This window comes from Streptomyces sp. NPDC046915, assembly GCF_040644935.1.
Lineage (GTDB): Bacteria > Actinomycetota > Actinomycetes > Streptomycetales > Streptomycetaceae > Streptomyces.
Genome location: NZ_JBEYXB010000006.1, coordinates 78,861 through 102,730, shown reverse-complemented (window position 1 = coordinate 102,730; position 23,870 = coordinate 78,861). Strand labels below are relative to the sequence as shown.

The 23,870-nt window shown below is 71.2% G+C and carries 26 protein-coding genes and 2 pseudogenes; 15 read left to right on the top strand and 13 right to left on the bottom strand.

The window, feature by feature from the left end:
* Positions 1 to 129 precede the first annotated feature (129 nt).
* Complete coding sequence (locus ABZ915_RS17055; RefSeq protein ID WP_361802741.1) at positions 130 to 786, top strand: phosphatidylserine decarboxylase; 657 nt, start codon at positions 130 to 132, stop codon at positions 784 to 786.
* A gap of 22 nt (positions 787 to 808) precedes the next feature.
* Positions 809 to 1,627 carry a CDP-diacylglycerol--serine O-phosphatidyltransferase gene (gene pssA / locus ABZ915_RS17050; RefSeq protein WP_361803853.1) on the top strand — a complete coding sequence of 273 codons (819 nt, stop codon included), beginning with the start codon at positions 809 to 811 and terminating at the stop codon, positions 1,625 to 1,627.
* 283 nt (positions 1,628 to 1,910) lie between these two features.
* Here the strand turns inward: pssA and ABZ915_RS17045 are convergent, their stop codons facing one another.
* A complete protein-coding gene (locus tag ABZ915_RS17045; protein WP_361803850.1) occupies positions 1,911 to 3,029 on the bottom strand; it encodes a glycerate kinase in 1,119 nt (372 codons plus the stop codon).
* A gap of 190 nt (positions 3,030 to 3,219) precedes the next feature.
* On the opposite strand from ABZ915_RS17045, the gene ABZ915_RS17040 reads away from it, so the two are divergent.
* The 4 genes from ABZ915_RS17040 to ABZ915_RS17025 all read left to right on the top strand — a co-directional run bounded on the left by ABZ915_RS17040 (position 3,220) and on the right by ABZ915_RS17025 (position 6,132).
* Entirely contained in the window at positions 3,220 to 4,296 is a 1,077-nt protein-coding gene (locus tag ABZ915_RS17040; RefSeq protein ID WP_361802739.1) for an ADP-ribosylglycohydrolase family protein, read from the top strand.
* 24 nt (positions 4,297 to 4,320) lie between these two features.
* Positions 4,321 to 4,815, top strand: coding sequence for an NUDIX hydrolase (locus ABZ915_RS17035; RefSeq protein ID WP_361802736.1), 495 nt, complete (start codon positions 4,321 to 4,323; stop codon positions 4,813 to 4,815).
* 128 nt (positions 4,816 to 4,943) lie between these two features.
* Positions 4,944 to 5,333, top strand: coding sequence for an SseB family protein (locus tag ABZ915_RS17030; RefSeq protein ID WP_361802733.1), 390 nt, complete (start codon positions 4,944 to 4,946; stop codon positions 5,331 to 5,333).
* Positions 5,334 to 5,391: 58 nt separating this feature from the next.
* Positions 5,392 to 6,132, top strand: coding sequence for a Sir2 family NAD-dependent protein deacetylase (locus tag ABZ915_RS17025; protein WP_361802730.1), 741 nt, complete (start codon positions 5,392 to 5,394; stop codon positions 6,130 to 6,132).
* Here ABZ915_RS17025 and ABZ915_RS17020 read toward each other — a convergent pair.
* The 3 genes from ABZ915_RS17020 to ABZ915_RS17010 are packed head-to-tail and all read right to left on the bottom strand — an operon-like array spanning position 6,129 to position 8,762.
* Entirely contained in the window at positions 6,129 to 6,614 is a 486-nt protein-coding gene (locus ABZ915_RS17020) for a methylated-DNA--[protein]-cysteine S-methyltransferase (protein ID WP_361802727.1), read from the bottom strand. The two genes, ABZ915_RS17025 and ABZ915_RS17020, sit on opposite strands and share 4 nt — an antisense overlap.
* Before the next feature lie 49 nt (positions 6,615 to 6,663).
* Entirely contained in the window at positions 6,664 to 8,145 is a 1,482-nt protein-coding gene (locus ABZ915_RS17015) for an AlkA N-terminal domain-containing protein (RefSeq protein ID WP_361802724.1), read from the bottom strand.
* 50 nt (positions 8,146 to 8,195) lie between these two features.
* Positions 8,196 to 8,762, bottom strand: coding sequence for a hypothetical protein (locus ABZ915_RS17010; RefSeq protein WP_361802721.1), 567 nt, complete (start codon positions 8,760 to 8,762; stop codon positions 8,196 to 8,198).
* A 21-nt stretch (positions 8,763 to 8,783) separates the two neighbouring features.
* Here ABZ915_RS17010 and ABZ915_RS17005 point away from each other — a divergent pair, with 21 nt between their 5' ends.
* Both ABZ915_RS17005 and ABZ915_RS17000 read left to right on the top strand, forming a co-directional pair.
* Positions 8,784 to 9,704: a histidine kinase gene (locus ABZ915_RS17005; RefSeq protein WP_361802718.1), complete on the top strand. Its 921-nt coding sequence runs from the start codon at positions 8,784 to 8,786 to the stop codon at positions 9,702 to 9,704.
* Positions 9,692 to 10,337: pseudogene (locus tag ABZ915_RS17000) on the top strand (response regulator transcription factor). Before ABZ915_RS17005 ends, ABZ915_RS17000 begins: the two are co-directional and overlap by 13 nt.
* A 292-nt stretch (positions 10,338 to 10,629) precedes the next feature.
* Here ABZ915_RS17000 and ABZ915_RS16995 read toward each other — a convergent pair.
* Positions 10,630 to 11,301, bottom strand: coding sequence for a carboxylesterase family protein (locus tag ABZ915_RS16995; protein ID WP_361803846.1), 672 nt, complete (start codon positions 11,299 to 11,301; stop codon positions 10,630 to 10,632).
* 34 nt (positions 11,302 to 11,335) lie between these two features.
* Entirely contained in the window at positions 11,336 to 11,746 is a 411-nt protein-coding gene (locus ABZ915_RS16990; RefSeq protein ID WP_361802715.1) for a RidA family protein, read from the bottom strand.
* Between the two features lie 77 nt (positions 11,747 to 11,823).
* On the opposite strand from ABZ915_RS16990, the gene ABZ915_RS16985 reads away from it, so the two are divergent.
* The 5 genes from ABZ915_RS16985 (at position 11,824) to ABZ915_RS16965 (ending at position 14,973) form a co-directional block, all read left to right on the top strand.
* Complete coding sequence (locus tag ABZ915_RS16985) at positions 11,824 to 12,186, top strand: helix-turn-helix domain-containing protein (RefSeq protein WP_361802712.1); 363 nt, start codon at positions 11,824 to 11,826, stop codon at positions 12,184 to 12,186.
* 479 nt (positions 12,187 to 12,665) lie between these two features.
* Positions 12,666 to 13,289 (top strand): hypothetical protein, encoded by a 624-nt coding sequence (locus tag ABZ915_RS16980; protein WP_361802709.1) that lies wholly within the window; start codon positions 12,666 to 12,668, stop codon positions 13,287 to 13,289.
* A 232-nt stretch (positions 13,290 to 13,521) separates the two neighbouring features.
* Positions 13,522 to 13,746 (top strand): hypothetical protein, encoded by a 225-nt coding sequence (locus ABZ915_RS16975; RefSeq protein ID WP_361802706.1) that lies wholly within the window; start codon positions 13,522 to 13,524, stop codon positions 13,744 to 13,746.
* A 314-nt stretch (positions 13,747 to 14,060) separates the two neighbouring features.
* Positions 14,061 to 14,588 carry a SigE family RNA polymerase sigma factor gene (locus tag ABZ915_RS16970; RefSeq protein WP_361803843.1) on the top strand — a complete coding sequence of 176 codons (528 nt, stop codon included), beginning with the start codon at positions 14,061 to 14,063 and terminating at the stop codon, positions 14,586 to 14,588.
* Between the two features lie 64 nt (positions 14,589 to 14,652).
* The gene (locus ABZ915_RS16965) at positions 14,653 to 14,973 is read left to right on the top strand and encodes a hypothetical protein (RefSeq protein WP_361802704.1); all 321 of its coding nucleotides are present in this window, start codon (positions 14,653 to 14,655) and stop codon (positions 14,971 to 14,973) included.
* Here the strand turns inward: ABZ915_RS16965 and ABZ915_RS16960 are convergent.
* A complete protein-coding gene (locus ABZ915_RS16960; protein WP_361802701.1) occupies positions 14,931 to 15,479 on the bottom strand; it encodes a GAF domain-containing protein in 549 nt (182 codons plus the stop codon). The genes ABZ915_RS16965 and ABZ915_RS16960 overlap by 43 nt on opposite strands.
* Before the next feature lie 173 nt (positions 15,480 to 15,652).
* Between ABZ915_RS16960 and ABZ915_RS16955 the strand changes: the two are divergent.
* Both ABZ915_RS16955 and ABZ915_RS16950 read left to right on the top strand, forming a co-directional pair.
* Positions 15,653 to 16,219: pseudogene (locus tag ABZ915_RS16955) on the top strand (FAD-dependent monooxygenase); the annotation flags it as partial.
* Positions 16,185 to 17,318 (top strand): FAD-dependent monooxygenase, encoded by a 1,134-nt coding sequence (locus ABZ915_RS16950; protein WP_361803840.1) that lies wholly within the window; start codon positions 16,185 to 16,187, stop codon positions 17,316 to 17,318. The pseudogene ABZ915_RS16955 and the gene ABZ915_RS16950, both read left to right, overlap by 35 nt.
* Here ABZ915_RS16950 and ABZ915_RS16945 read toward each other — a convergent pair.
* From ABZ915_RS16945 to ABZ915_RS16920, 6 genes are all read right to left on the bottom strand, one after another.
* Positions 17,225 to 18,190 carry a formylglycine-generating enzyme family protein gene (locus ABZ915_RS16945; protein ID WP_361802698.1) on the bottom strand — a complete coding sequence of 322 codons (966 nt, stop codon included), beginning with the start codon at positions 18,188 to 18,190 and terminating at the stop codon, positions 17,225 to 17,227. The genes ABZ915_RS16950 and ABZ915_RS16945 overlap by 94 nt on opposite strands.
* An 85-nt stretch (positions 18,191 to 18,275) precedes the next feature.
* The gene (locus ABZ915_RS16940; protein WP_361802695.1) at positions 18,276 to 19,784 is read right to left on the bottom strand and encodes a sulfatase-like hydrolase/transferase; all 1,509 of its coding nucleotides are present in this window, start codon (positions 19,782 to 19,784) and stop codon (positions 18,276 to 18,278) included.
* The gene (locus tag ABZ915_RS16935; RefSeq protein ID WP_361802692.1) at positions 19,781 to 20,782 is read right to left on the bottom strand and encodes an aliphatic sulfonate ABC transporter substrate-binding protein; all 1,002 of its coding nucleotides are present in this window, start codon (positions 20,780 to 20,782) and stop codon (positions 19,781 to 19,783) included. The genes ABZ915_RS16940 and ABZ915_RS16935 overlap by 4 nt, the downstream gene beginning before the upstream one ends.
* A 32-nt stretch (positions 20,783 to 20,814) precedes the next feature.
* Positions 20,815 to 21,648, bottom strand: coding sequence for an ABC transporter ATP-binding protein (locus ABZ915_RS16930; RefSeq protein WP_361802689.1), 834 nt, complete (start codon positions 21,646 to 21,648; stop codon positions 20,815 to 20,817).
* Entirely contained in the window at positions 21,645 to 22,514 is an 870-nt protein-coding gene (locus tag ABZ915_RS16925) for an ABC transporter permease (RefSeq protein WP_361802686.1), read from the bottom strand. Before ABZ915_RS16925 ends, ABZ915_RS16930 begins: the two co-directional genes overlap by 4 nt.
* Positions 22,501 to 23,766 (bottom strand): ROK family transcriptional regulator, encoded by a 1,266-nt coding sequence (locus ABZ915_RS16920; RefSeq protein ID WP_361802683.1) that lies wholly within the window; start codon positions 23,764 to 23,766, stop codon positions 22,501 to 22,503. Before ABZ915_RS16920 ends, ABZ915_RS16925 begins: the two co-directional genes overlap by 14 nt.
* Positions 23,767 to 23,870 lie beyond the last annotated feature (104 nt).

The following is a 23,870-nucleotide window of genomic DNA, read 5'->3' as shown; positions in this document are numbered from 1 at the left end:
CCCCGTCAACGCTCTTCGGCCGCCGACTCGGCTTCCTGGCTTGCCCAGTTGCGGCCCGCGACCGGTACGATCCCGGGAAAGCCGCCGTCCCCCGTTCCAGCGCGGCATCATCCGCTACGAAGGTCATCCATGCCCCACAGCCAAACCTCTGCACCTCGCGACAGCCGAGCCGGCGTACGCCTTGCGCGCGGAGCATCGCCGTGGCTTCTCCCGACCGTCGCCACCGCAGCCCTCAGCCTGGCCCGCGCACGCCGCTCCGGCGCCGCCAAGGCCGTTGCCGTGCCCGCCACCGCGCTCGCGGCGGGCATGCTGTGGTTCTTCCGCGACCCCGAGCGCGAGATCGCCCCGGGCCTGGTCATCTCGCCCGCCGACGGTGTGGTGCAGAGCATCATGCCGTGGAAGGACGGGCGTACCCGCGTCGCGATCTTCATGAGTCCGCTCAACGTCCACGTCAACCGCGCGCCCCTGTCGGGCACGGTGACGTCGGTCGAACACATCCCCGGTGGCTTCGTTCCCGCCTTCAACAAGGAGAGCGAGAACAACGAGCGCGTAGTCTGGCATTTCGACACCGAACTCGGCGACATCGAGATGATCCAGATCGCCGGCGCGGTGGCCCGCCGCATCGTGCCTTACATCCCCCAGGGGACGAAGGTCGAGCAGGGCGACCGTATCGGTCTGATCCGCTTCGGCTCGCGTGTCGACCTCTACCTGCCCGAGGGCGTGGAGGTCGCGGTCGAGGTCGGCCAGAAGACCGTGGCTGGGGTGACTCGCATTGACCGTGATTGATCCGGAGACACAGGCGGGCTGGGTGCCTGAGGCCGACGAGGTGGACGAAGAGGAGGAGATGCCGCTCTCTCTCCGCCTCTCGATAGCGGACACCCTCACCCTCGGCAACGCCACGTGCGGGTTCATGGCGGTGTACTTCACCACCACCGGCATCCTGATCCCGCACCTCACGGGTGACCAGGAGACCGGCATGGCCCGCCACAGCGCGGCCACGGCGGTCATCCTGATGCTCTGCGCGGCGGTCTTCGACCTGTTCGACGGCCTGGTGGCGCGGAAGCTGCGCTCCTCCCCGATGGGGGCGGAGCTGGACAACCTCTCCGACCTGATCAGCTTCGGGCTGGCGCCGGCGTACTTCGTGCTGGTCTACGGCATGGTCGCGGACGACGCGCACCAGAGAGTGGCGGCGCTCGGGGCAATCGTGGTGCTCCTGGCCGTCGTGCTCCGCCTGGCCCGCTTCTCGTGCGTGACACCGGCGAACGGCATGTTCCAGGGCATGCCATCCCCGTTCGGCGCGCTGACAGTGGTGTCGATCGTCCTGCTGGAGCTCCCCTTCGTGGCGACGCTCCTCGCCATCCTCGGCACGGCGTGGCTGATGGTGAGCCGTGTGGAGTACCCCAAGCCTCGGGGGCGCCTCGCCGCGGCGATGCTCTCCTGGATCGTCCTCTCGATGGGCCTCCTGGCCGCCTGGGCCTTCGACGCCCCCAGCGGCCAGCTCCTCCTCCAGACGGGCTGCGCCCTTCAGCTCGTCATGGGCGCGGTGATCCCGCTGTTCGCCACGGCCCGCCGGGTGAACAACTTCCGCGACAACCGGCGAGAGGCACGAGCGGCCCAACTGCCGTAACGCCCACCCTGACGTCGGCCCCGGACCTCCCCGGTCCGGGGCCTTCCGTCTTTCCACCCCCAGGCACGACCCCACCACCCGCTGAGGCTCCGCCCCAGCCCCCTCCGGAGGGGCCGACCCCGGCCGAGCACCCCCACGAGGGCCGCACGGGCGGGTTCCCCACAGGGCCCGGGACGCAGTCCCCGCCCGGAGGCCCGGGGGGGGGGCGGAGCCTCCGGTGGGGTTGGAGGGGCTGAGCCCCTGGGGTGGGAATGGGTAGGGGTGGCGGGGGCGAGAGTCGTGGTCAGGTCAGGAAGTCGCGGGCGATGGACTCGGCCACCCGCTCCAGGATCGGGCCCGCGTCCGCGATGCACGCGGCGACGTCCGGCTCGATGCCGGTCAGCGGGTAGGCCCGCCGGATCCCGGCCCGCCCGAGCGCCTCCGGCGGCAGGGCGAGCCGGCCGCACACCGCGACGACCTCCTTGCCCGCGGCCCGCGCCGCGGCGGCCACCCCCGCGGGCGCCTTCCCGTGCAGGGTCTGCTCGTCCAGGGAGCCCTCACCGGTGATCACCAGCTCCGCCCACGCCAGCGCCGGCGCGAAGCCGAGCACGTCGAGCATCACCTCGATGCCGGGGCGGAACACCGCACCGAGGAGCAGAGCACCGTATCCGATACCGCCCGCGGCACCCGCCCCCGCGGACGCCGCGTACTCCGCCGCCTCCGGCCCGACCGCGGCCTCCAGCACCTTCGCGTAGTGCGCCAGCGCCGCGTCCAGCGCCGCCACGTCGTCCGGCGAGGCCCCCTTCTGCGGCCCGTACACCGCGGGCGCCCCCTTCGGCCCGGTCAGCGGATTGTCCACGTCGCTGGCCAGCACGAACTCCACCGAGGACAGCCGCGGGTCCAGACCCGACAGGTCCGCGCGCGCGAGATCGGCCAGCCCGCCCCCGCCCGGCGGCACCGGCTCCCCCTCCTCGTCCAGGAACCGCGCCCCCAGCGCCGTCAGCATCCCGGCCCCGCCGTCCGTCGTCGCGCTGCCGCCGACACCGAACACGATGGTCCGCGCCCCCGCGTCCAGCGCGGCCCGCAGCAGCTCCCCGGAGCCGTACGTGGAGGCCGTGAGCGGCGCGAAGACCCCGGCCGGCAGCCGCTGTAGCCCGCTCGCCTCGGCCATCTCCACCACCGCGGTGCCGCCGCGCAGCGCGAACGCGGCGGTCACGTCCTGTCCCAGCGGCCCCGCGACCCGGACCTCCCGCCGCTCGAACCCGGCGGCCACCGCGGCGGCCACCGTCCCGTCACCCCCGTCGGCGACGGGCAGCGCCTCCACCTCGACGTCCGGCACGACCCGGCGCAGACCGGCCGTCACCCGCTCGGCGACCTGCACGGCCGTCAGCGAGCCCTTGAACTTGTCCGCGGCGACGAGCACCCGTCGGGTCCCGTCCACTGCACCGTCCGCCACCTTGTACCCCTTGCTCTCGGGGCCCGTCGCACGTCAGGGCCAGTCGCGCCGCTGTGACCTTAACCGGCGAAGCCCCCCGCCGTCATGCCCCGCCGGAACCCTGGGAACCTCCTGGCATCCGGCTGTGCGCGCCCCGTAAACCGGGTACATCTCAGCCATGACAGCTGTGGGAACCGAGCCGGAACTCGCCGACCGCATCCTGGGCGGCTGGCTGGGGCGGATCGCCGGGAACATGCTCGGCAAACCCGTCGAACAGGGCGAGGTGTGGACGCGCGACCGCATCGACCGCTATCTGCGGCTGGCCGCCGCCCTGCCGCTCACCGACTACCTCCCGGAACCGGCCGACGACACCGACGCCCTCGAACTGCGCCCCGAGTGGCGCCAGTGCGTGCGCGGCCGTATCCACGGCAGCTGCCGCGACGACGACGTCGACTACGCGATCCTCGGCCTGCACCTGCTGGAGACCCACGGCTTCGACTTCAGCACCGAGCAGGTCGGCGATCTGTGGCTGCTGCGGCTGCCGTACCTCCAGACGTTCACGGCGGAGCGGGCCGCGTACCGCAATCTCGCCAACGGGCTCAAGCCGCCGCTGACGGCCACGTACGACAACCCGTACCAGGAGTGGATCGGCGCCCTGATCCGCGCCGACGTCTACGGCTGGACCTGTCCGGGCGCCCCGCGCCGCGCCGCCGATCTGGCCCGCCGGGACGCGGTGCTGTCCCACACCGGCAACGGCGTGTACGGGGCGATGTTCGCGGCGGCGCTGATCTCGGCCGCGTTCACCGCTCCGACCGTGCGCCACGCCCTCGACACCGCGCTCACCGTCGTCCCGGCGAGCAGCCGCCTGGCCCGTACCGTACGGCGGGTCGCCGCCCTGCACGGGACCCGGATGACGTGGCAGGACACCCTCGCCACGGTGTCCGAGGAGACGGCCGGGCTCGGCTGGATCCACACCGTCCCGAACGCGGCCGTGCTCACCGCCGGCCTGCTGTACGGCGACGGCGACTTCACCCGCACCATCGCCCTCACCGTCCGCGGGGGCCTGGACACCGACTCCAACGGCGCCACGGCCGGCTCGGTGGCCGGGGTCCTGAACGGTGCGGCGGCCATCCCGGCCCAGTGGAAGGACCCGCTGGAGGACACCGTCCGCAGCGCGGTGTTCGGCTTCGACGGCGTACGAATCAGCGCGCTGGCGGAACGCACCCTGCGCCTGGCCACGGCGGACGGCCGGTAGGCGGCGTCCGGATACCCTCCCTGGATGACCACCACGCCAGACTTCGCCACGTACATCGCCGGCCTGCCGCGGGTCCTCGCCGGTGCCGCCGCCCTCTTCCGGGACGCCGAGGGGCGGGTACTGCTCGTCGAGCCGAACTACCGTGAGGGCTGGGCCCTGCCGGGCGGCACCGTCGAGTCGGACGACGGGGAGACACCGCGCCAGGGCGCGCGCCGAGAGACGCTGGAGGAGATCGGGCTCGACGTGGAGCTCGGCCGGCTGCTGGCGGTGGACTGGGTGCACGGGACGGGACGGCCGCCGCTGGTGGCGTACCTCTACGACGGCGGAGTGCTCACCGAGGACGACTTCAAGGCGATCCGCCTCCAGGAGGAGGAGCTCCTGTCCTGGCGCCTCGTCCCCCGCGAGGAACTCACCGCCCGCCTGCCCGGCTCCTCGGGCCGCCGCGTCCTCGCCGCCCTGGACGTGCTGGCGGAGGGTGCGGGGACGGTGGAGCTGGAGAACGGCCACCGCGTCGCCTGACCATTCCTCCGATATATCCTATTTGTCGGCCAAGGGCGGTTTAAGGGCGGCCCACGCAGGGACTCGGGCCGCCAGGCGCGCGTACGGACGCAGGCGCGCACATGGACGCATTGGAGGAGGACGATCCCATGAGCACCCCGCATCCCGGAGACGACGCACAGGTCGACGCGACCGCCGCAGCCGAGGACACCCAGGCCGCGCTGATCGATCTCGCGAACAGCGTCGCCCTCGTCCCGCAGGCGCTGCCTCCCGAAGGGGAGCAGCCACCCGAAGGCGCTCTCGCCCTGCCGGTGATCGAGCAGGACGGCAACCGGTACGTCCCCGTCTTCACGTCGGACGACTCGCTGGCGGCCGCCGGGGCCGACCCGGCCACGGCGATCAGGATCCCGGTCGTCGAGCTGGCCGTGAACTGGCCCGACGACGACCTGTGGCTCGCGGTCGACCCGTCCACCGAGGACGGCATCGCCCTCCCCTCCGACCTGGTACGGGCACTGCCCCGGTACACCGGGCTCACCTGACCGCCGGCCCCCGATAACCGTTCGCCGCGCCGAGTCCCCCCGCCCTACCCTCGGTCCCATGACCAAGCCCCTCGTCGCCCTCCTCAGCGGCGCCGGTATCTCGACCGACTCCGGCATCCCGGACTACCGCGGCCCGAACGGGCTGTGGCGGCGGGATCCGGAGGCCGAGAAGCTCGTGACCTACGAGTACTACATGGGCGATCCGGAGATCCGGCGGCGGTCGTGGCAGATGCGGCGGAAGAACCGGACGCTGGAGGTGGAGCCGAACGCCGCGCACCGGGCGGTGGCGGAACTGGAGCGGGCCGGGTTCCCGGTGCGGGTGATCACGCAGAACGTGGACGGGCTGCACCAGCTCGCCGGGCTGTCCGCCCGCAAGGTGCTGGAGCTGCACGGGACGGCACGGAGCGTGGTGTGCACCGAGTGCCGTGCCCGGGGGCCGATGGAGGACGCCCTCGCCCGGGTCGAGGCCGGTGAGGAGGATCCGTCGTGCCGGGAGTGCGGCGGGATTCTGAAGTCGGCGACCGTGATGTTCGGGGAACGGCTCGACCCGGTGGTGCTGGGCGACGCCCTGGCGATCGCCAAGGCCTGCCAGGTGTTCATCGCCGTCGGCAGCAGCCTTCAGGTGCAGCCGGCCGCCGGGCTGGTCGGCGTCGCCGCCGACCACGGTGCCCGGCTGATCATCGTCAACGCCGAGCCGACGCCGTACGACGACCTCGCCGAGGAGGTCGTACGGGAACCGATCGGCACGGCGCTGCCGCGGCTGCTGTCCGCGATGACGGAGGAGTACGGCGAGGGTTAGAACAGTGCCGTTCCCCGCTCGAAGTCCAGCAGGCGCTTCTTTCGGTCGAGGCCGCCGCCGTAACCGGTGAGGGAGCCGCCCGCGCCGATCACCCGGTGGCAGGGGACGATGATGCCGATCGGGTTCTTGCCGTTGGCCAGGCCGACGGCCCGGGAGGCGCCGGGGTTGCCGAGGGCGTCGGCGAGCTCGCCGTACGAGCGGGTCTCGCCGTAGGGGATGCGGCGCAGCTGGTCCCAGACGCTGCGCTGGAACGGGGTGCCGTTCAGGCGCATTTCGACGCTGAAGTCCTTCAACTCCCCGGCGAAGTAGGCCTTGAGCTGCTCCTGCGCCTCGGCGAAGGGCGTGTCGTCGCGGTCGCCGAAGGTCTCCTCGGGTGGGCGGTGGCGCTGGTCGGTCATGTAGAGGCCGCACAGGACGCCGTCGTCTTCGGCGACGAGGGTGAGCGGGCCGTAGGGGCTGTCGATGACGGTGTGCTGCTTCATCAGAGGTCCTTGGTGGTCCTTGCGTGGGATCGTACTGGCTTGTACGGGCTTATACAGGGAGGAAGTTGATCGGGTGACTGTCCGTCGCCCACAGGTACTGGACGGCGTACGCCCGCCAGGGCCGCCAGGCCGCCGCACGGGCGGTGAGGGCGGCCGGGGTGGAGGGCAGGCCCAACTCCTGGGCGGCGCGCCGGATTCCGAGGTCGGTCGGGAGGAAGGCGTCGGGGTCGCCGAGGGCGCGCATCGCGATGACGTCGACTGTCCACGGGCCGAAGCCGGGGAGGGAGAGCAGCCGGGCGCGTGCTTCGGCCCAGTCGCTCTCCAGGCCCAGGTGAAGTGATCCGTCGGCGAGTTGGCGGATCAGGTTGGTGAAGGTGGTGCGCCGGGTGCGGGGCATCGCCAGTGCCTCCGGGTCGAGGGCCGCGAGGGCCTCCGGCGGCGGGAACAGGTGGGTGAGGCCGCCTTCGGGGTCGTCGACGGGCTTGCCGTGCGCGATGACCAGGCGGGCGGCGTGGGTGCGGGCGGCGGCCGTGGAGACCTGCTGGCCCAGCACGGCCCGCATGGCGAACTCCGCCTCGTCGACGGTCCGTGGCACGCGCCGGCCCGGGGCCTTGTCGACCAGGGGCGCGAGCAGCGGGTCGCTGCGCAGCTGGTCGTCGACGGCCACCGGGTCGGCGTCCAGGTCGAGCAGCCGGCGGCAGCGGCTGATGGCGACGGTCAGGTCGCGCAGGTCGCTGAGGGTGAGGCGGCAGGCGATGTGGTCCGGCGCGGGGGTCAGCGCGACGATGCCGTGGCCGTACGGCAGCCGGAGCGTGCGCCGGTAGGCGCCGTCCCGCCACTCCTCCACGCCGGGTACGGCGGTGGCCGCGAGGTGCCCGAAGAGGTTGTCGGGGTTGAGCGGGGCGCGGAAGGGCAGCCGCAGCGAGAGGGTGCCCGGTGTGCCGGGGGTGTTCCGCTTCGGTACCCGGGCACGCAGCTCGCTGGGCGCGAGGGCGAAGACCTCACGGACGGTGTCGTTGAAGGTGCGGATCGAGGAGAATCCGGCCGCGAAGGCGATCTCCGCCATGGGCAGCGGGGTGGTCTCGATGAGCAGGCGGGCGGTCTGGGCGCGCTGGGCGCGGGCGAGCGCGAGCGGGCCGGCGCCCAGCTCGGCGAGGAGCTGGCGCTCGACCTGCCGGGTGCTGTAGCCGAGGCGGGCGGCGAGGCCGGGTACGCCGTCGCGGTCCACGACCCCGTCGGCGATCAGCCGCATGGCGCGGGCCACCAGGTCGGCGCGCTGGTTCCACTCGGGGGAGCCGGGGCTGGTGTCGGGGCGGCAGCGCTTGCAGGCCCGGAAACCGGCCTGCTGGCAGGCCGCCGCGCTCGGGTAGAAGGTCATGTTCTCGGGCTTGGGCGGCACGACCGGGCAGCTGGGCCGGCAGTAGATACGGGTGGTCAGGACGGCGGTGAAGAACCAGCCGTCGAAGCGGGCGTCCTTCGACTGCACGGCGCGCACACAGCGCTCCCGGTCGGCGTGCATCCCTGTCTGCATGCGTCCAGGATCGCGCACCCACCCCGGGCCGGGCTGGCGGGAATCCGACATCAACCTCGTGTGTGCTGCGTCTGCCCGGATCGGATCGTCCAGGTGCCGATGGTCGCACGGATGACGCGGGCGGGCGGCCCGGGATGCCGGGCCGCCGCCGCGCACACGGCGTCGTCGCCGTCGTCGAGGAGCCGTACCGCCGAGGCGGCCGACAGCCGGGGGTCGGTCGCGGCCCGGTACCGTACCTCGGGGCCGGCGTCCGTGCCGAGCCGTTCGACCAGGGCGGTCGTCGACTCCGGGTCGTCCAGCGCCAGGCGGCGCAGCCTCGGGCTGGGGTCGTCGGCGTACCGCCGGTCCACCACCGCCACACCCCCAGGAACATGTCGGCGGGCGCGGGCGACGCTGCGCCGGACCAGGGGGCGGACGCGGCCGGACGGCGCATGCGTCGGGGTCGTCGTGGAGCGCCACGACCCAGTCGAGCGGGTGGCACATGAGGCCCGGGTCTCGAAGGCGTGCCGGACGCGGGCCCGCTGGTCCTCGGTGAGGTCGGGGCGCACGGCCACCTCGCCCCGGACGTCGTCGTCGGGGTCCTCGGCGAGTTCGGCGGCGCGGCCGGGCCGGTCCACCCGTGCGACGGCGGCCGGCTCGTGCGCCCTGGACGTCAGGTGGTGCCGAGCGGCCTGGGGCGCGAGCAGGTTGCCGCTCTCCCATGGCTGACCGCGCCCGTCTGGTGGAAGCTCCTTCCCGGTGAACGTGACGCGGTCATCGCGTTCGACGTCGACTCCTGGGGCAGGGCGATCGCCGCTCTGTTCGCGGGGCTCCGGTTGGCCGTCGTGGCGATGGCGATCACCTCGCTGCTGGCCCGCGCGCACGGCGCCGTCGCACGCCGGCTGCTGACCGCGCGGCCGAAGGTCCGACTGGCCGAGCGCGTCCGTGAGCTGGCGGTCACCCGGGCCGAGGCGCTGGACGCCCACGACGCCGAACTGCGGCGCATCGAGCGCGATCTGCACGACGGCGCCCAGGCTGGGATGGTCGCCGTGTCGCTGCGGCTCGGCATGATCAAGCGGGCACTCGCCCAACGGCCGGAGCAGGCACCGGAGATGGTGGACGCGGCTCAGCAACTGGCCGAGCAGGCCCTTCAGTCGCTGCGCCGGCTGGTCCGCGGCATCTATCCGCCCGTGCTCGCCGACCGCGGTCTGGTCGACGCGGTGCGGGCGGTGGCGGGACTGTGCGAGGTCCCGACGAAGATCGACGTCGATGACGCGGACGGCCCACCGGCCCGGGCGCCGGCGGCGGTGGAGGCGGCCGCCTACTTCGTGGTGTCCGAGGCCCTGACCAATGTCGCCAAGCACAGTGGCGCGCGGACCGCCCTGGTATGGCTGCGCGTCACCGACAGCACGATCTCCATCAGGGTGGAGGACGACGGCCGGGGTGGCGCGTCGGAGGACGCCGGGGGCGGCCTCCTCGGTCTCAGGCGCCGGGTGGCCGCGTTCGACGGCAGCACCGAGCTGTTCAGTCCGCCCGGTGGGCCGACCGTACTGAAAGTGGAGATTCCATGCGGATCCTGATCGCCGAAGACAACGCCCTCCTGCGGGAGGGGCTGGTGCTGCTCCTCGCCGGTGAGGGGCACGACGTGTGCGCGACGGTCGACAACGCGGACGACCTGCCGGCCGCTCTGCTGGAGCACCGCCCCGATGTGGCCGTGGTGGACGTGCGCCTCCCCCCGGACTTCCGGGACGGCGGTCTGCGGGGGGTGGTGGAGGCCCGTAGACACCTGCCGGACCTGCCGGTCCTGGTGCTCTCCCAGTACGTCGAGCGGGCCTACGCCGCCGAGTTGCTCGCGCAGAGCGCCTCGGGCGTCGGCTACCTCCTCAAGGACCGGGTGGGCCGCACCGACGAGTTCCTGGACACCCTGGAGCGCGTCGCCGAGGGCGGGACCGTGATGGATCCCGAGGTCATCTCCCAGTTGATGATCCAGAAGGTGGGCGACGATCCGCTCTCCTCGCTGACGGGGCGGGAGCGCGAGGTGCTGGCCCTGATGGCGGAGGGGCACAACAACAGCACCATCGGCCGGATGCTGTTCATCCACGGAGAGTTCCGTGAACAAGCACATCGGGAACATCTTCGCCAAGCTCGGCATGCCCACGCCGGAGAGCGGTCACCGCCGGGTGCTGGCGGTGCTGGCCTGTCTGCGGGCATGACGGCGCGGTGTGCCGCGCCACGAGGTGCAGAGAACTGCACCTGGAGAGGCGCAGCCGGCCCCACTGTGATGCGCGCGTGCGCGGTCCACGATGGAGGCGGCGCACAGACGCCGCACCTGCGGGACGAGCCCGCCGTCACTCGGCAAGCGAGGAGCAACCGTGCCAGATTCGACCGGATGGAAGCCGCCCACGGAGCGTCCCATGTGGCCCTGGGTGGGTCCTGGCGGCGGTCGCGATCGGCGTCGTCATCAACGTCCTTCTCACCGTCTGAGGGTCTCCGCGGTTCTGGCCCTCACCCATTCAAAAACCCTCGGCCGACAGCTGCGTCACCCGTCCGCAGCCTCCTGGGACGGAATGCCTGGCGCATACCGTCCCAGCCGCGACGCTCGTCGCCCGCGGGATCGTCGACCACGCGGATCTTCTCCGAGATCAGTGCCGTGGGGCGGCGGGTCGTGTCGTAGGGCTCCCAGCCGGGCGTGCCCTCCCGGGCGAAGGACACCCACGCCTCGTGTGCTGTGGCGGCTGCCGTCGGCGAGGGGGCGTCCCCCGTGAGCGCCCGTACGCTGTCATGGCCCTCGGTCCGGAAGACGAACGGCACCTCCGACGCGTGGCAGGCGCCGAAGCCGTTGTTGTCGGTCGGCTCCAGATGGTCGAAGCGGTACACCCAGGTGGGCCCGGCGCCCCCGGCGATGCGGGCCTCGGCGTACCGGAGGGCCGGCACGGCGTAGGACCAGTCGGTACTGACCGCCGCGAGCGGATCGCCGGGGGTCGCGCCGGGTCGCGCGGCGCGGTAGATCTCCACCGCTTCCGGTCCGAGCCCGTAAGCCCGCGCCGCGTCGAGCAGGGCGGGCTCGTCCATCGCGTCGAGCATGTTCGCGGCCACGAGGAACAAGCGGTCCTCGTCGCGGTTCCAGCCCGTGAGCAGCGGAACCGGGGCGCTCATCCCGGTGCGGGCGGCGTCCAGCGGATGGACCGGCAGGACGGTGCCGTCGCAAGGGTCAGTCGAGCAGTGCAGTCGCTTCGACTTCTACGAGCACATCCGGCTCGAAGAGGTGGTCGACACCGATCAGGGAGGCCGGCGGCATGGGGAGCTGGAGCCCGATCTCGTCGGCGACGGCCTCCACACCGGCCATGAAGTCGCCGATCTTCTCCGGGCTCCACCGGGTCACGTAGAACGTCAGGCGCAGCACGTCCGCGAACGACGCGCCCGCGCCCGCCAGCCCGACGGAGGTGTTGCGCAGTGCCTGGGCGACCTGTCCGGCCAGGTCGCCGGGTGCGACCGAGGTCCCGTCGGCCCGGCGGGCGATCTGCCCGCTGACGTGGATGTGTGTGGCGCCGGTGCCTACGGCCACGTGGTGATACGGAACCGGTTGCAGCATGCCTTCCGGGGTGAAGTGCTGGACAGCCATCAGTGTTCTCCCTCTGATCTAGGTATTCGTAAGATACTTAGTGCAAGAAGGACACTTCAACGAGACCAGGTTTCTCCATGGACACCATCCCCCTCACCCCTCCGCATCGCGAGCTGCTCGACCAGGTCCTCGACAAGTGGTCGCTGAGCGTTCTCAGTGAACTGTGCGAACGCCCGTGTCGCTTCAACGAGTTGCGCCGAGCCATTCCGCAGGTCACGCAGAAGTCGCTGACCGCGACACTTAGGCGACTCGAGCGAAACGGTGTGATCGAGCGCGAGGTCGTATCCACCCGCCCGGTGGCGATCAGGTATCGGATCACGCCACTCGGCAAGACCCTGCGGCCTCCCATCGACGTGTTGCTCACGTGGGCCTCGGAGAACATGCCCGCCATCACACGCGCCCGTGAAGCCTTCGACACGCGGGAGGAAGCAAGCCTCTGAAGGCGGTCGAAATCGTCGGTGTACCGCGAGGTCGTCGGACAGCCGCAGTTCGCAGCGCGCGGCACTTGAACCGGCATACATGCAGGATCATGACGAAGCGACCGCCGAGGACCAGGCCGAGCGGCGGGGCTCAGCCGTCGCGGCCTCATCGGACTCGCCGGCGGTTCCGCCCTGCTGCTCGGGGGGTTCGGTCTGACGGCGAACGCCGTTTCCGGCCCGCGCAGTGGCGGGGCCGAGCGTCGAATCCGCACGGCCCGTGCCGACCCGAAGGGCGCACTGGGCGCGAACTTCAACGAGGAGCCCCGTGGCATGACCACCACGGTCCTGGACGACCTGCGCACCAGCTGGGTGCGCGGCTTCGTCGCGATGCCCGGACTCGACAGCACGCAGGCTCCCGAACAGCCCACCACGCGGTCGCCGCGCATGTGATCGCCGAGCGCGGCAAACTCTGCGCACGCGGCTGCCGTACGCGCTTGTACATGGGCGCCCTGAACCACCTGGAGGACCCGGCCCGGCGCACCCCCGCCGCCGACGACTGGCTGGCCCATGTGAAGGCCACACCCGAGATCGAGGGCGTGGACATCCACCCGCACGTCGCAGCCGTCGAGGACACCGAGGCGTACACGGACTTCGTGCTGAAGCGCATGCGTCCCGAACAGCGTTTCCTGGCCACCGAGTTCTCCTTGGTGCACTGGTGGAAGCAGCACTGGAGCGACCCAGTGCCCGCCGCCTACGCCGACCGCTACGACGTGCCGGCCGGCACGGTCGTGTGGGAGGCGGTACGGGACGCCGCCGCGCACCCGGTCCCCCAGCAACGGTGGCACGACCTGCTGATGAAGAGCTCCTGGTTCGCCTCGCACCGGAACTGTCCGACCCGTCAGGTACGGCAGTTGCGTGCGACGGGCCGGCTGGCGGTCGCGACCTACGGCACGCTCCAGCAGCCCGCCATGGTCCGCGACATCAGGCCGGCGAAGACGCCGTGGCTGCTGAACAGTCTGTACACCAATCTCGTCGCCCGGTCTTCGGCGAACGGCGACATGGCGCACAACCCCGCATTCTTCGACGACTTCCGTGCCCTCCAGGACTCTGCCCAGGGGTCCTGAGCGGCCCGGGGGCCTGGCCGACCGTACTTCCTGCGATCCGTCCCGCTCGACCTGCAACCCCCAGGGCCTTTGAACGTCTGTCGGGGTGGATGCGCCTCCAGCACGGGGCCGCCGGGAGGGAAGCCACCCCTGACGGACGGCCGGCAGATCGAAACCGATGATTCGAGGACCGAAGATGTCAGTACGTCACACCCTTGTCCGCCGCCTCCGTGCGGGTCGAGTTCGCGCCGCTGTGGGCGCCACCACGGTGGGCGTCGCACTGGCCCTCGGCGGAGCCTTCACCGCCCACGCCACCTCCACCGCCCCGGCTGCTCCCGCCGTATCCGGGTCGGAGCAGCCGGGTGCGAGCTCGGAGACGGACGTTCCGGCGGACGCCAAGCCCGCGCAGACCGCCCCGTCCTGCCCCGGAGGGGCCGACGTCTGCGACACGGTGGAAATCACGGCTCCGGCCAAGTGAGGCTCTTCGGCATTCCGGCCCGCTGACCGACTACAGGTCGTTCGGCGACACCCCGTGAATGCATGCCGCACGGCTCAGACCCTGCGGTACCGGTCAGCCCGCCCGGAGCACCGGGCGGGCGGACCGGTACCGCGACGTCCAGGAGACATGTGAGAACAGCGACCATCCCTGCCGCCGCGCCGTCGGCTCCCCGGTGGCGGAACAGGCGCAGGCCGGTGCCCCTCTTGTTCCACGGCGGCGTGGACCTGCTGCGCCGAGTGCGGGAGGGACTCGGCCGGCACTCATCGGCGAGCCGGCGGGACGGTGGGAGACGGCTGTCCGAAGCCGTCTCCCCCGGTGCCGCGCCGGCAGGAGACGCGTACAGCTTTCATGAGCTCTACCACCATCGTCGGCTGGCACTGGTGCGGATGGCATTGCTCCTCGTGGACGACCTCCCGACAGCGGAGGACGTGGTGCAGGACGCCTTCACCGCGCTTCTGCGCCGCCACGGCCGTCGGCTCGCGGGCCTGGACGACCCCGAGGCGTACCTGCGCACCAGTGTGGTCAACACGGCCCGCTCGGTTCTGCGCCGACGCCGTACGGCACGCGCCCACGTTCCTGAGCGTGAACGCCATGTCCCGTCCGCCGACAGCAGCGTGCTCCTTGCCGAGACCCATCAGGAAGTGATCGACGCGTTGCAGCGCCTCACCCGCCGGCAGCGCGAGGTCCTGGTCCTGCGTTACTGGTCGGAGCTCACCGAGGCCCAGATCGCCGACACCCTCGGCATCTCGCGCGGGACGGTCAAATCAACCGCCAGCCGGGCCCTGGACGCTCTCGGCAGACAACTGGAGGTCCCTCGATGACCGAGCACCCCCCGAAGCCGCGCCCCTGTCCTTGCCACAGCCGGCGGTCCGCGGAGATCCGGTGGTGAGCCGCGGCCACGCCGACCACGAGGCGATCGAACAACGCTTGCGCGACGCCTTGTCGGTCCGGGCCGACAGCGTCGAGCTGAGACACCTGCGGCCCCCCGCCCTCCCGGCCGTACCCAGCCGGTCCCTCCTTCCGTCCCGTCCGACCGTCATGGTGCTGCTCGGCCTGGCCGCAGCCGCTCTGTGCGTACTGCTCGCCGTCATGGAAGGCGGTTCCGGCACCCCGGTCCAGCCCTCCGACACACCCTCGTTCTCACCGACCCCGTCCACCTCCCCCTACCCTGCCCCGGCCTCCCCCGTCGTCCCGGCGCCGTCCTGAACCGCTCCGGAGTGCGTCCGGCGCGCGCTCACGTCGCCGAGCCGGTCGAGCAGATCCAGTTCCGTGGTCGTGACGCGGTGCGAGCCGCGCCAGCCCACGAGCAGCACCGCGCGCACCCCACCGGACGAGCGCAGGGGGATCCCGACCACGGAAGCGATCCGCCCGGGTGTGGCGCGCGGATCCGGCAACCACCTGCGGTCGGTGCCGGCTTCGGCGGGGCACAGCGCCCGGTGCGGCCTCGCGGACTCGAAGACGGAGGCGGACAGGGCATCCGCCAGCGGCATACGAACGCTCGCCGGGGACCCGGTGGCCGCGCCGGTCATCGCGGCGACCCGGATCTCCTCGCGCTCCGGATCGAGCATGTCCAGGTGCGAGGTGTCCGCGCGGACCAGCGTCCGGGCCCGGTTCACCAGAACGTCGAGCAAGCCCTGGACGTCGTCCTGGCCACTCAGTTGCAGGGTGGCATCCAGTAACTCCTCCAGCTCCCGCTCGCGGGACGTCGTCATTTTCTCCTCCAACACTTCCAGCGGGGGGATGTCCTCGCAGTACACGCGGGTGCGCAGACAGTGTGTGCGGCGGCCATTGGCGCGGTGATCACCGACGGGCAGGCTCATCCCGACGGCGGCAATCGTCAATGAGCGAGGAACTCACATGGACACGCAGGTGATCGAAACGATCGATGTGGACGTGCTCGTGGTGGGACTGGGCCCCGCCGGGCAGGTCGCGGCCGGCGCGCTCGCCCGCGCCGGGCACCGGGCACCGGGTGGCTGCGATCGACCGCTGGGCGGCGCCGTATTCCTTGCCGCGGCTGGCCTCGGTCGACGGGGAGACCGCCCGCATCGTGCAGTCGGTCGGCGACGTCGACGAGGCACTGCGCGAGGCGGCCCTCATCGACCGGACGATGTGGTGGGGCGCCGACGGCGAATTGTCCATGACCCAGGACATGACGGGCCGGATGGCCGGGTTCGCCGCTGCCTACAGCATCTTCCAACCGCACATCGAGGAAGCGATCGAGAATCGGCTCACCACGTTCCCGAACGCCCTGCTGCTGCGGAGCACCGCGCTGATCGATCTCCGGCAGGACGACTCGGGCACGACCGCGACGGTCGGCACCTGGCGCGGGTCGCGGGAGGGCACCGACCCCGCGACGCACCGGACGATCACCGCACGCTACGTCATCGGCTGCGACGGCGCGCGCAGCACCGTCCGGGATCTGCTGGGCGTCGAGGTCGACGACCTCGGCGTCAACGAGCGCTGGCTCAACTTCGACACCGTCGTCAAGCGCCCGCTGCCCGCTCCCGCCCCGGACCGTCGAGTTCCGGATGCAGCCGGAGCGCCCGTACATGTGGATGCCGGTCGGCCGGACGCGGCACCGCATCGAGATCCGGCTGCACGAACACGAGGACGCCACCGAGATGGAGCGTCCCGAGGTCGCCTGGGAGTGGCTCTCGCAGACCTGGGGCCTCGGTCCGGACGACGTCGAGATCATCCGCCAGGTCGTCTACCCGTTCCTCACCCGTATCGCGCGGTCGTGGCGTGTGGGCCGGACCTTCCTGGCCGGGGATGCCGCCCACACGATGCCCCCGTACACAGGGAAGGGGGCCTGCGCCGCCATGCGCGACGCCAAGAACCTCGCCTGGAAGCTGGACCTGGTGCTGCGCGGCCTGGCCGACGACGAACTGCTGGACACCTACCAGCAGGAGCGCGAGGCACACAACAACCAGCTGCTGCGCGTCTCGATCGAACTCTGCGACGTCGTCAACCTGACCGACCCCCGTGCGGCCCACGCCCGCGACCTGGCCATGCGCGGCCGACCGCCGGCACCGGACATCTTCCCGGGCCCCAAGACCGGCTTCCTGCACCACGACGCCGGCGGCCGGGTGACAGGCGTCCTCGGCGACGCGAGCCCGCAGGGCGTGATCCGCCGCGGCGGTGTGACCGGGCGCTTCGACGACGTCGCCGGGGGCGGCGGGTTTTCGGTGGTCGCGGCATTCGACCCGGCGGCGGTGCTGTGCGGAGAGCAGCTGGCCCACCTGGCCCGGATCGGCGTCACCATCGGCAGCCTGGACCCTGCGTCGCCGCATCACATCGAAGACGCCGACGGCACCTACCGCGAGTTCTTCACGGCCAACGGGGTCTCCGCGTTCGTCGCCCGGCCCGACTTCCTGCTCTACGGCCTCGCCCGGGACGAGGACGACCTGCGCGAGCTGATCGGCGAGATCCTCCAGAGGCTCAAGGCGCCGACGCCCGTTCAGGATCCCGGGAGAGCGTCGTTCGCGCACCGGAAACCCAGGTTCCCGCTGGACGAGTCCGGTGTGTTCGAGGAACGGGCAGCCACCCGGTAGCGGTTGCAGTACGAGTCGTGGCACAGATAGGACCCGCCGCGCAGCACGCGCGTCGTGCCCGCCTCGGGCCCGCGCGGGTCGTCGACCGGTGCCTGCGCGTAGTAGGTGGGCGAGAACCAGTCGGCGCACCATTCCCATACGTTGCCCGCGGTGTTCCACAGCCCGTAGCCGTTGGGCCGGTAGGACCGGACCGGTGCGGTGGTCAGATAGCCGTCCTCGGCCGAGTTGTGGTCGGGAAACCGGCCCTGCCAGATGTTGCAGCGCCAGCGGCCGCCCGGGGTCAGCTCGTCGCCCCACGCGTAGCGCCGGCCGGCCAGACCGCCGCGGGCCGCGAACTCCCACTCGGCTTCCGTGGGCAGTCGCTTCCCGGCCCACCGCGCGTATGCCGTCGCATCGCTGAAGGAGACATGGACGACCGGGTGGTTGCGGCGGTCCGCGATGCCGGAGCGCGGCCCGTCCGGGCAACGCCAGTGCGCGCCCCGCACGTTGATCCACCACGGGGTGCCGGCGGCTCTGCCGAGCAGATCGGCCGGTGCCGCGTCGACGGCGAGGTGGAAGACGGCGGAGGAGCCGTAGCGCTCGGCGTCCGTCACATGGCCGGTGGCCTTGACGAACGCGGCGAACTGGGCGTTGGTGACCGCGGTCTCGTCGATGTGGAAGGGCTTCAGGCGCACCTGGTGGACCGGGCCCTCCCCATCGGCGGGATACCCCTCCCCGAAGGCGTCCCCCATCGCGAACTCGCCGCCCTGGAGGTGGACTTGTCCCTTCGTGGACCGTGACCGGACAGCCTGCGCCGGTGGCCCGGCCCGGCCCGGCCCCGCGATGACGGTGGTGGCGCTCGGCGTACAGCAGGGGCGGTGATCGCTGGTCATCCTCGGTCCTCGTTGTGCGGCCGGTGCGGACCTCCCCTCGAGATCCGCACCGGCTGATCGTGTCCGCCCTTGCGGGCGGGGCCGGCTACGACTGGTAGGTGGACTCGTCGAGCCCGCTGAGCGTCGGGTCGTGCCCGACCTCGCCGACGTCGTACATGGACGTCATCCAGTGGTAGAAGTTGTCGCCGCGTTCACGCAGCACCTCGTAGAGCCGGCGCATCATCCGGCTGCGGACCTCGGCCCGTTCCGGATGCTCGTAGACGTTCTGCAGTTCGTCCGGATCACTGTGCAGGTCGTACAGCTCGTTCACCGAGTCCGGGTTGACCACCAGCTTGTAGCGGTCCTCGCGCAGCATCCGCTGGGGATACGGGAAGTGGTGGCCGTGGAACTCGCAGACGATGTCCTCTGCCCACTCCGTGTCCTCGCCGTGCACCAGCGGCAGCAGACTGCGCGAGTCGACCGCCGGTTTCGGGTCGATGCCCGCGAGCGCCAGGATGGTCGCCGTGCAGTCGAGGAGGCTCACGAACTCCGAGCGCACCACCCCGCCGGGCGCGCCCGGGACCCTCAGCAGCCCTGGTGTGCGGTAGATGTCCTCGTACATCGCGGGACCCTTGTCGTGCAGCCGGTGGGAGCCGGTGAACTCGCCGTGGTCGCAGGTGAAGAACACCGCTGTGTCGTCGGCCAGGCCGAGCCGCTTCATCGCGTCCATGACGCGGCCGATCTGCCGGTCGATCAGGGCGACATAGCCCCAGTAGACGGCGATGAGCTTGCGGGTCGTCTCGATCGGCATGGTGTCGAAGGTCCAGTGCGCGCTGTAGTTGCGCTGTACCGGAGGTTTGCCCTGGAACGTCTCGGAGATGGACCGGGGCAGTTCGACGTCCGCCGGGTCCACGAGGTCGAAGTACTCGTCGGGAAGGATGTACGGCAGATGCGGCCCGTAGAAGTGCAGGGCGAGGAAGAAGGGCTGCTCGCGCTCGCGGTAGTCCGCCGCGTACTTCTCGAGGTGCTCGATGGTCCGCGTGGCGAGGTAGTGCTCGAAGGTGGCCTCGACGGGCTGATGCAGCCGGGCGGCCAGCAGATTGCCGGGGCCGCCGTTGGGCAGGGTGCCTCGGATGCGGTCGCTGATCTCGTACGGCGGGAGCCCGCGCTCATCGAGGTACGCGAGGTAGTCGGGGTTGTCCACCGGGTTGTGCCAGCCGGGCAGTTCGGGCCCGTCGAAGCCGTAGTCGGCAGCGGTGCGCCGGTGGCCGGCGTGCCACTTGCCGATGAGGCCGGTGTTGTAGCCCTCTTCGCGCAGGGCCCTCGAGAAGGTGAACTGGTCCTCGGGGAGGTCCTCGAGATAGCCGACGTTGCGCTCGTGGTTCGCGAGGACCCGGTGGCGGAACGGCGCCTGTCCGGTGAGCAGGCTGGCGCGGGCGGGGGTGCAGATCGCGGTGGGGGTGTACCAGCGGTCGAACCGGGTTCCGGTGGCGGCGAGTTCGTCGAGAACCGGCGTGTGCGCCGAGGTGTTGCCGTACGAGCCGAGTGTGTCCGCCCGGTGCTGATCGGTCATCAGGAAGAGGATGTTCTTCCGGTCGGTGCGCGGCTCGCTCACTTGCCGGCCTCCGTGAAGAGGTCGCCGGTGTAGTACGACTTCGGGTCGACGGGCTGCTTGAGTTTGCCCGCCTCGACGAAGTAGTCGTTCATGCCCTTGAGCCACTTGTCGACCGTGCCGTCCTTGGTCAGGGCGTCGAGCTGCGCGACGTCGAGCAGTTTGTTGTTGGCGGCGTCGGCCTTCACCTGGTCCACGGGGATCTTCAGCTTGGCGGCGGTGAGTTCGATGGCTTCGTCGGTGTGCTGGGAGCGGTAGTCGATGGCGTCGCGCAGCACGGCGAGTACCTTCTTGACCTTGCCCGGCTGCTCCTTGACCAGCTTGTTGCCGGCCACGAAGGCGGTGGGGAAGGAGACCTCGTCCTTGAAGTCGCTGTTCTTGGCGAGCTCGACGAGACCGGGGACCTGCTTCTTGATGGTGGCCGCCGCCGGGTACCAGAAGCCCGCCGCGTCGACCTTCTTGGAGGAGACCGCGGCCACGATCGTCGACGGGTCCATGGGGACGGCCTTGATGTCGCTCTTGGTCATCCCCGCCTTCTTCAGGGCGAGCGAGAGGATCATGTCCCCGGAGGTGCCCTCGGGTACCGCGACGGTCTTGCCCTTGAGGTCCTGCATGGAGTTGATGCCGGGCTGGGCGATGACCCGGTCGGAGTTGCCGAGGGTGTTGAGCGCGATCACCTTGGCCTTGCCGGAGGCGGGCAGCCACATGGCACCCGGGCCTATATAGCCGAAGTCGAGGTTGTTGGTGCCCAGTGCCTGGATCTGGAGCGGGCCGTTGGTGAAAACCGTGCTCTCGGCCTTCAGGCCGTGCTTCTTCCACAGGCCCTTGGCGTCGGCGATGGCGATCAGGCTGGCGCCGTTGAAGTCGCCGATGTAGCCGAAGCGCACCGTGTCGCCGCCTCCGCCGCCGGACGAACCGCTGCCGCAGGCCGCCAGCAGGGCCATTGCCGCAATACCCGCGGCGGTGGTGAAGAGGTGTCTGCGGGTGAGAGTGGGTGCCATGACGACCGTTCCTTTACAGATCAGATGGTGGTTCAGTGCGCGGCGGTGAGAGCGGCGGTCGCGCCGTCCTGGTGGTACACGGAGTGCCATACGCGGTTGCGCAGTTGGGCGAATTCGGCGCTGAGGCGGAAGTCCTCGTCGCGTTCGACCGCGGGGACGTCGATGACGTCGTAGATCCGTCCGGGGCGGGCTGCCATGACGATCACGCGACTGGCGAGGAAGACGGCCTCGTCGACGTCGTGGGTGATGAACAGGACGGTGCGTTTGTCCTGGCTCCAGGTGTCGAGGAGCTGTTCCTGAAGCTTGACGCGGGTGAGTGCGTCCAGAGCGCCGAAGGGTTCGTCCATCAGCAGGATCGAGGGGCCCACGGCGTACGCGCGGGCGATGGCGCAGCGCTGGCGCATGCCGCCGGAGAGCGTCTTGGGCAGGGCGTCGGCGAAGCGCTCGAGTCCCACGAGCTTGATGAAGTGCTCGGCGCGCCTTCGGCGTTCGTCCTTGGCCATGCCCATGGTGCGCAGCCCGAACTCGACGTTCTGGCGCACGGTGAGCCAGGGGAAGAGCGCGTACTGCTGGAAGATCACCCCGCGTTCGGGGCCGGGCCCGCTGACCTCTTCTCCGTCCACGAGCGCCTGGCCCTCGGTCGGGGTCTCCAGGCCGGCGAGGATGTTCATCAGGGTGCTCTTGCCGCAGCCCGAGGGGCCGACGACGGTGACGAACTCGTTGTCCGCGATGTCGAGCGAGACGTCGTCGAGCGCGGTGAAGGTGTCGCGGCCCAGGGCGAAGGTCTTGGTGACGCCGCGGACGGAGATCTTCGCGGGCTTGGACGGTGCGGCGGGCTGTGCGGTCACGGCGGGCTTGCTGGTCATCGGCGTTCCTGCCATCCGGTGAGCTTGCGTTCGGCGAGGAGCAGGACCCGGTCCATGAGCAGGCCGAGGATCCCGATCGAGATGAGCCCGACGAAGATGGTCGGGAGGTCGTAATAGAGCTGGGCGTTCTGCATGCGGTAGCCGAGCCCCTCCTGGGCGGCGATCAGCTCCGCGGCCACGAGCGTGGCCCAGGCGGAGCCGAGCCCGACCCGCATGCCGACGAGGATGAACGGAGTGGAGGCCGGCACCACGACCCGGGCGAAGATCCTGCCGTCCTTGGCTCCGAGCACACGGGCCGCGTCGATCAGCGTGCGGTCGACGTTCACCACACCCTGGTAGGTGGAGATCACGCAGGCCAGGAACGCGGCGAGGAAGATCACGAAGATCTTGGGTGTCTCGTCGATGCCCATGACCACGATGGCCAGCGGGATGATCGCGAGCGGCGGGATCGTACGGAAGAACTGGATCCAGGGCTCGACGAGCGCACGGGCGGTGGCGTACCAGCCCATCAGGAAGCCGACGGGTATCGCCACCGCGGTGCCGAGCACGAAACCGATCAGCACCCGCGTCAGAGAAGCGAGTACGTCATCGGCGAGCGTGCCGTCGCTGATCAGCTCGCCGGCCCGGGAGACGACCTCCGGTGGTGTCGGCAGCTTGAATCCGCCGGCGGCGAGGACCCACCACAGGACGATCCCGAAGACCACGGACAGAGCGTTGAGCAGCAGCATCCGCCCGCGATTGCGCGAACCGGCCGACGTCCTGGGGGACTTGGCCGACGCGCCGGACGACGCCTCGGGCGTCCCGCCCGGCTCCTTGTCGGGCACGGCATCCCTTGGAGCGGCGCCTTGCGTGTCAAGAACGGGCATGGGCGGCTCTTTCTGCGATGGAGTCGGGTGCATCCGTACGGCCCTTCACGTCAGCGGTTTCTGGGTACTTCGCGAGCAGCGGGGAACTGTGGAAGACCGCCGCGAGCGCACCGAGCGCTCCGTCCTCGTCCGAGAGACGGGCGGCCTCGACCACGGGTCCGGCCGACGCGGTGGGGAAGACTTCGGCGGCGAGGGTGGCGGCGGCCTGCTCCACGATCACGGGGGCGAGCCGGGTGATCTCCCCGCCGATGACGACCTTCGCCGGGTTCAGCGTCATCGCGGCCGCGCCGACGACTCGGCCGAGCGCCGCCGCGGCCTCGCGCAGCACCCGGTCCACCACGGGATGGGCGCGGGACACCGCGGCCGCGAGGGCGTCCAGGTCTTCCAGGGGAAGGCCGAACTCCCAGCATTTGGCGAGGATTCCGGGCACCGAGACGACGGTCTCCAGACAGCCTCGTTTGCCACACCGGCAAGGGCGGCCCGCCGGATCGACGGTGACATGCCCCAGTTCGCCCGCCAGCCCTCCGGATCCGGTGACCAGCTGACCGCCGACGACCAGGCCGCCGCCGACACCGTCCGAGAGGCGTACGTACACCAGGTCGGCGACGCTCGTCGCGCCGTTGATCGCCTCGGCGAGCGCGGCGAGACGGGTGTTGTTGTCGACGATCACGGGTGCGTCGAAGCGTTCGGCGAAGGCGACGTCGACGCCTTCGGGTGCCGGGCGCAGCACGGTGGTGCCGGCCGAGGCGCGCGGCCAGGACGCGCCCTGGGGCGCCGGATAGGGGCCGGGTACGCCGATGCCGATGCCCTGTAGCGCGCCGTAGTGGACGCCCGCCTCGGCGCTCAGCCGGTCGAGCAGGGAGAGCGCGAGCTCCAGGCGTTCGGGCCAGGAGGCCGAGTCCTCGTAGCGTACGGAGCCCGAGACCATGATCTCGTGGGAGGCGTCGGCGACCGCCACGTGGACCCGTCGGTGCCCGAAGTCGACCCCCATGAACTGCGCGGACGCCGGGTCGAGCGCGAGGCGTTCGGCCGGGCGGCCGCTGCCCGCGCGCCGAGCGGCGTCGGTGTCGACGACGACGATGGCGCCGCGCTGCAACAGGCTCCCGACGATGTCGGACAGCGTGGTGCGGGACAGGCCCACGACCCGGGCCATCTCTCCCCGGCTCAGTGCGCCGTTCTCTTGCAGCGCACGCAGGACGCGGTCCTCATGGGTCCGTCGGACCAGGGCGTGCACTCCGGTGGGCATCTGCATGCCGGTCAAGGTAAGGAGGCTCGATTATTCCGTCAACAGTCCGACAGAATTAGCCGACGGTCGAATCACGGATCCTGTGCGGACGGGGTCCGCACTACCGTGGC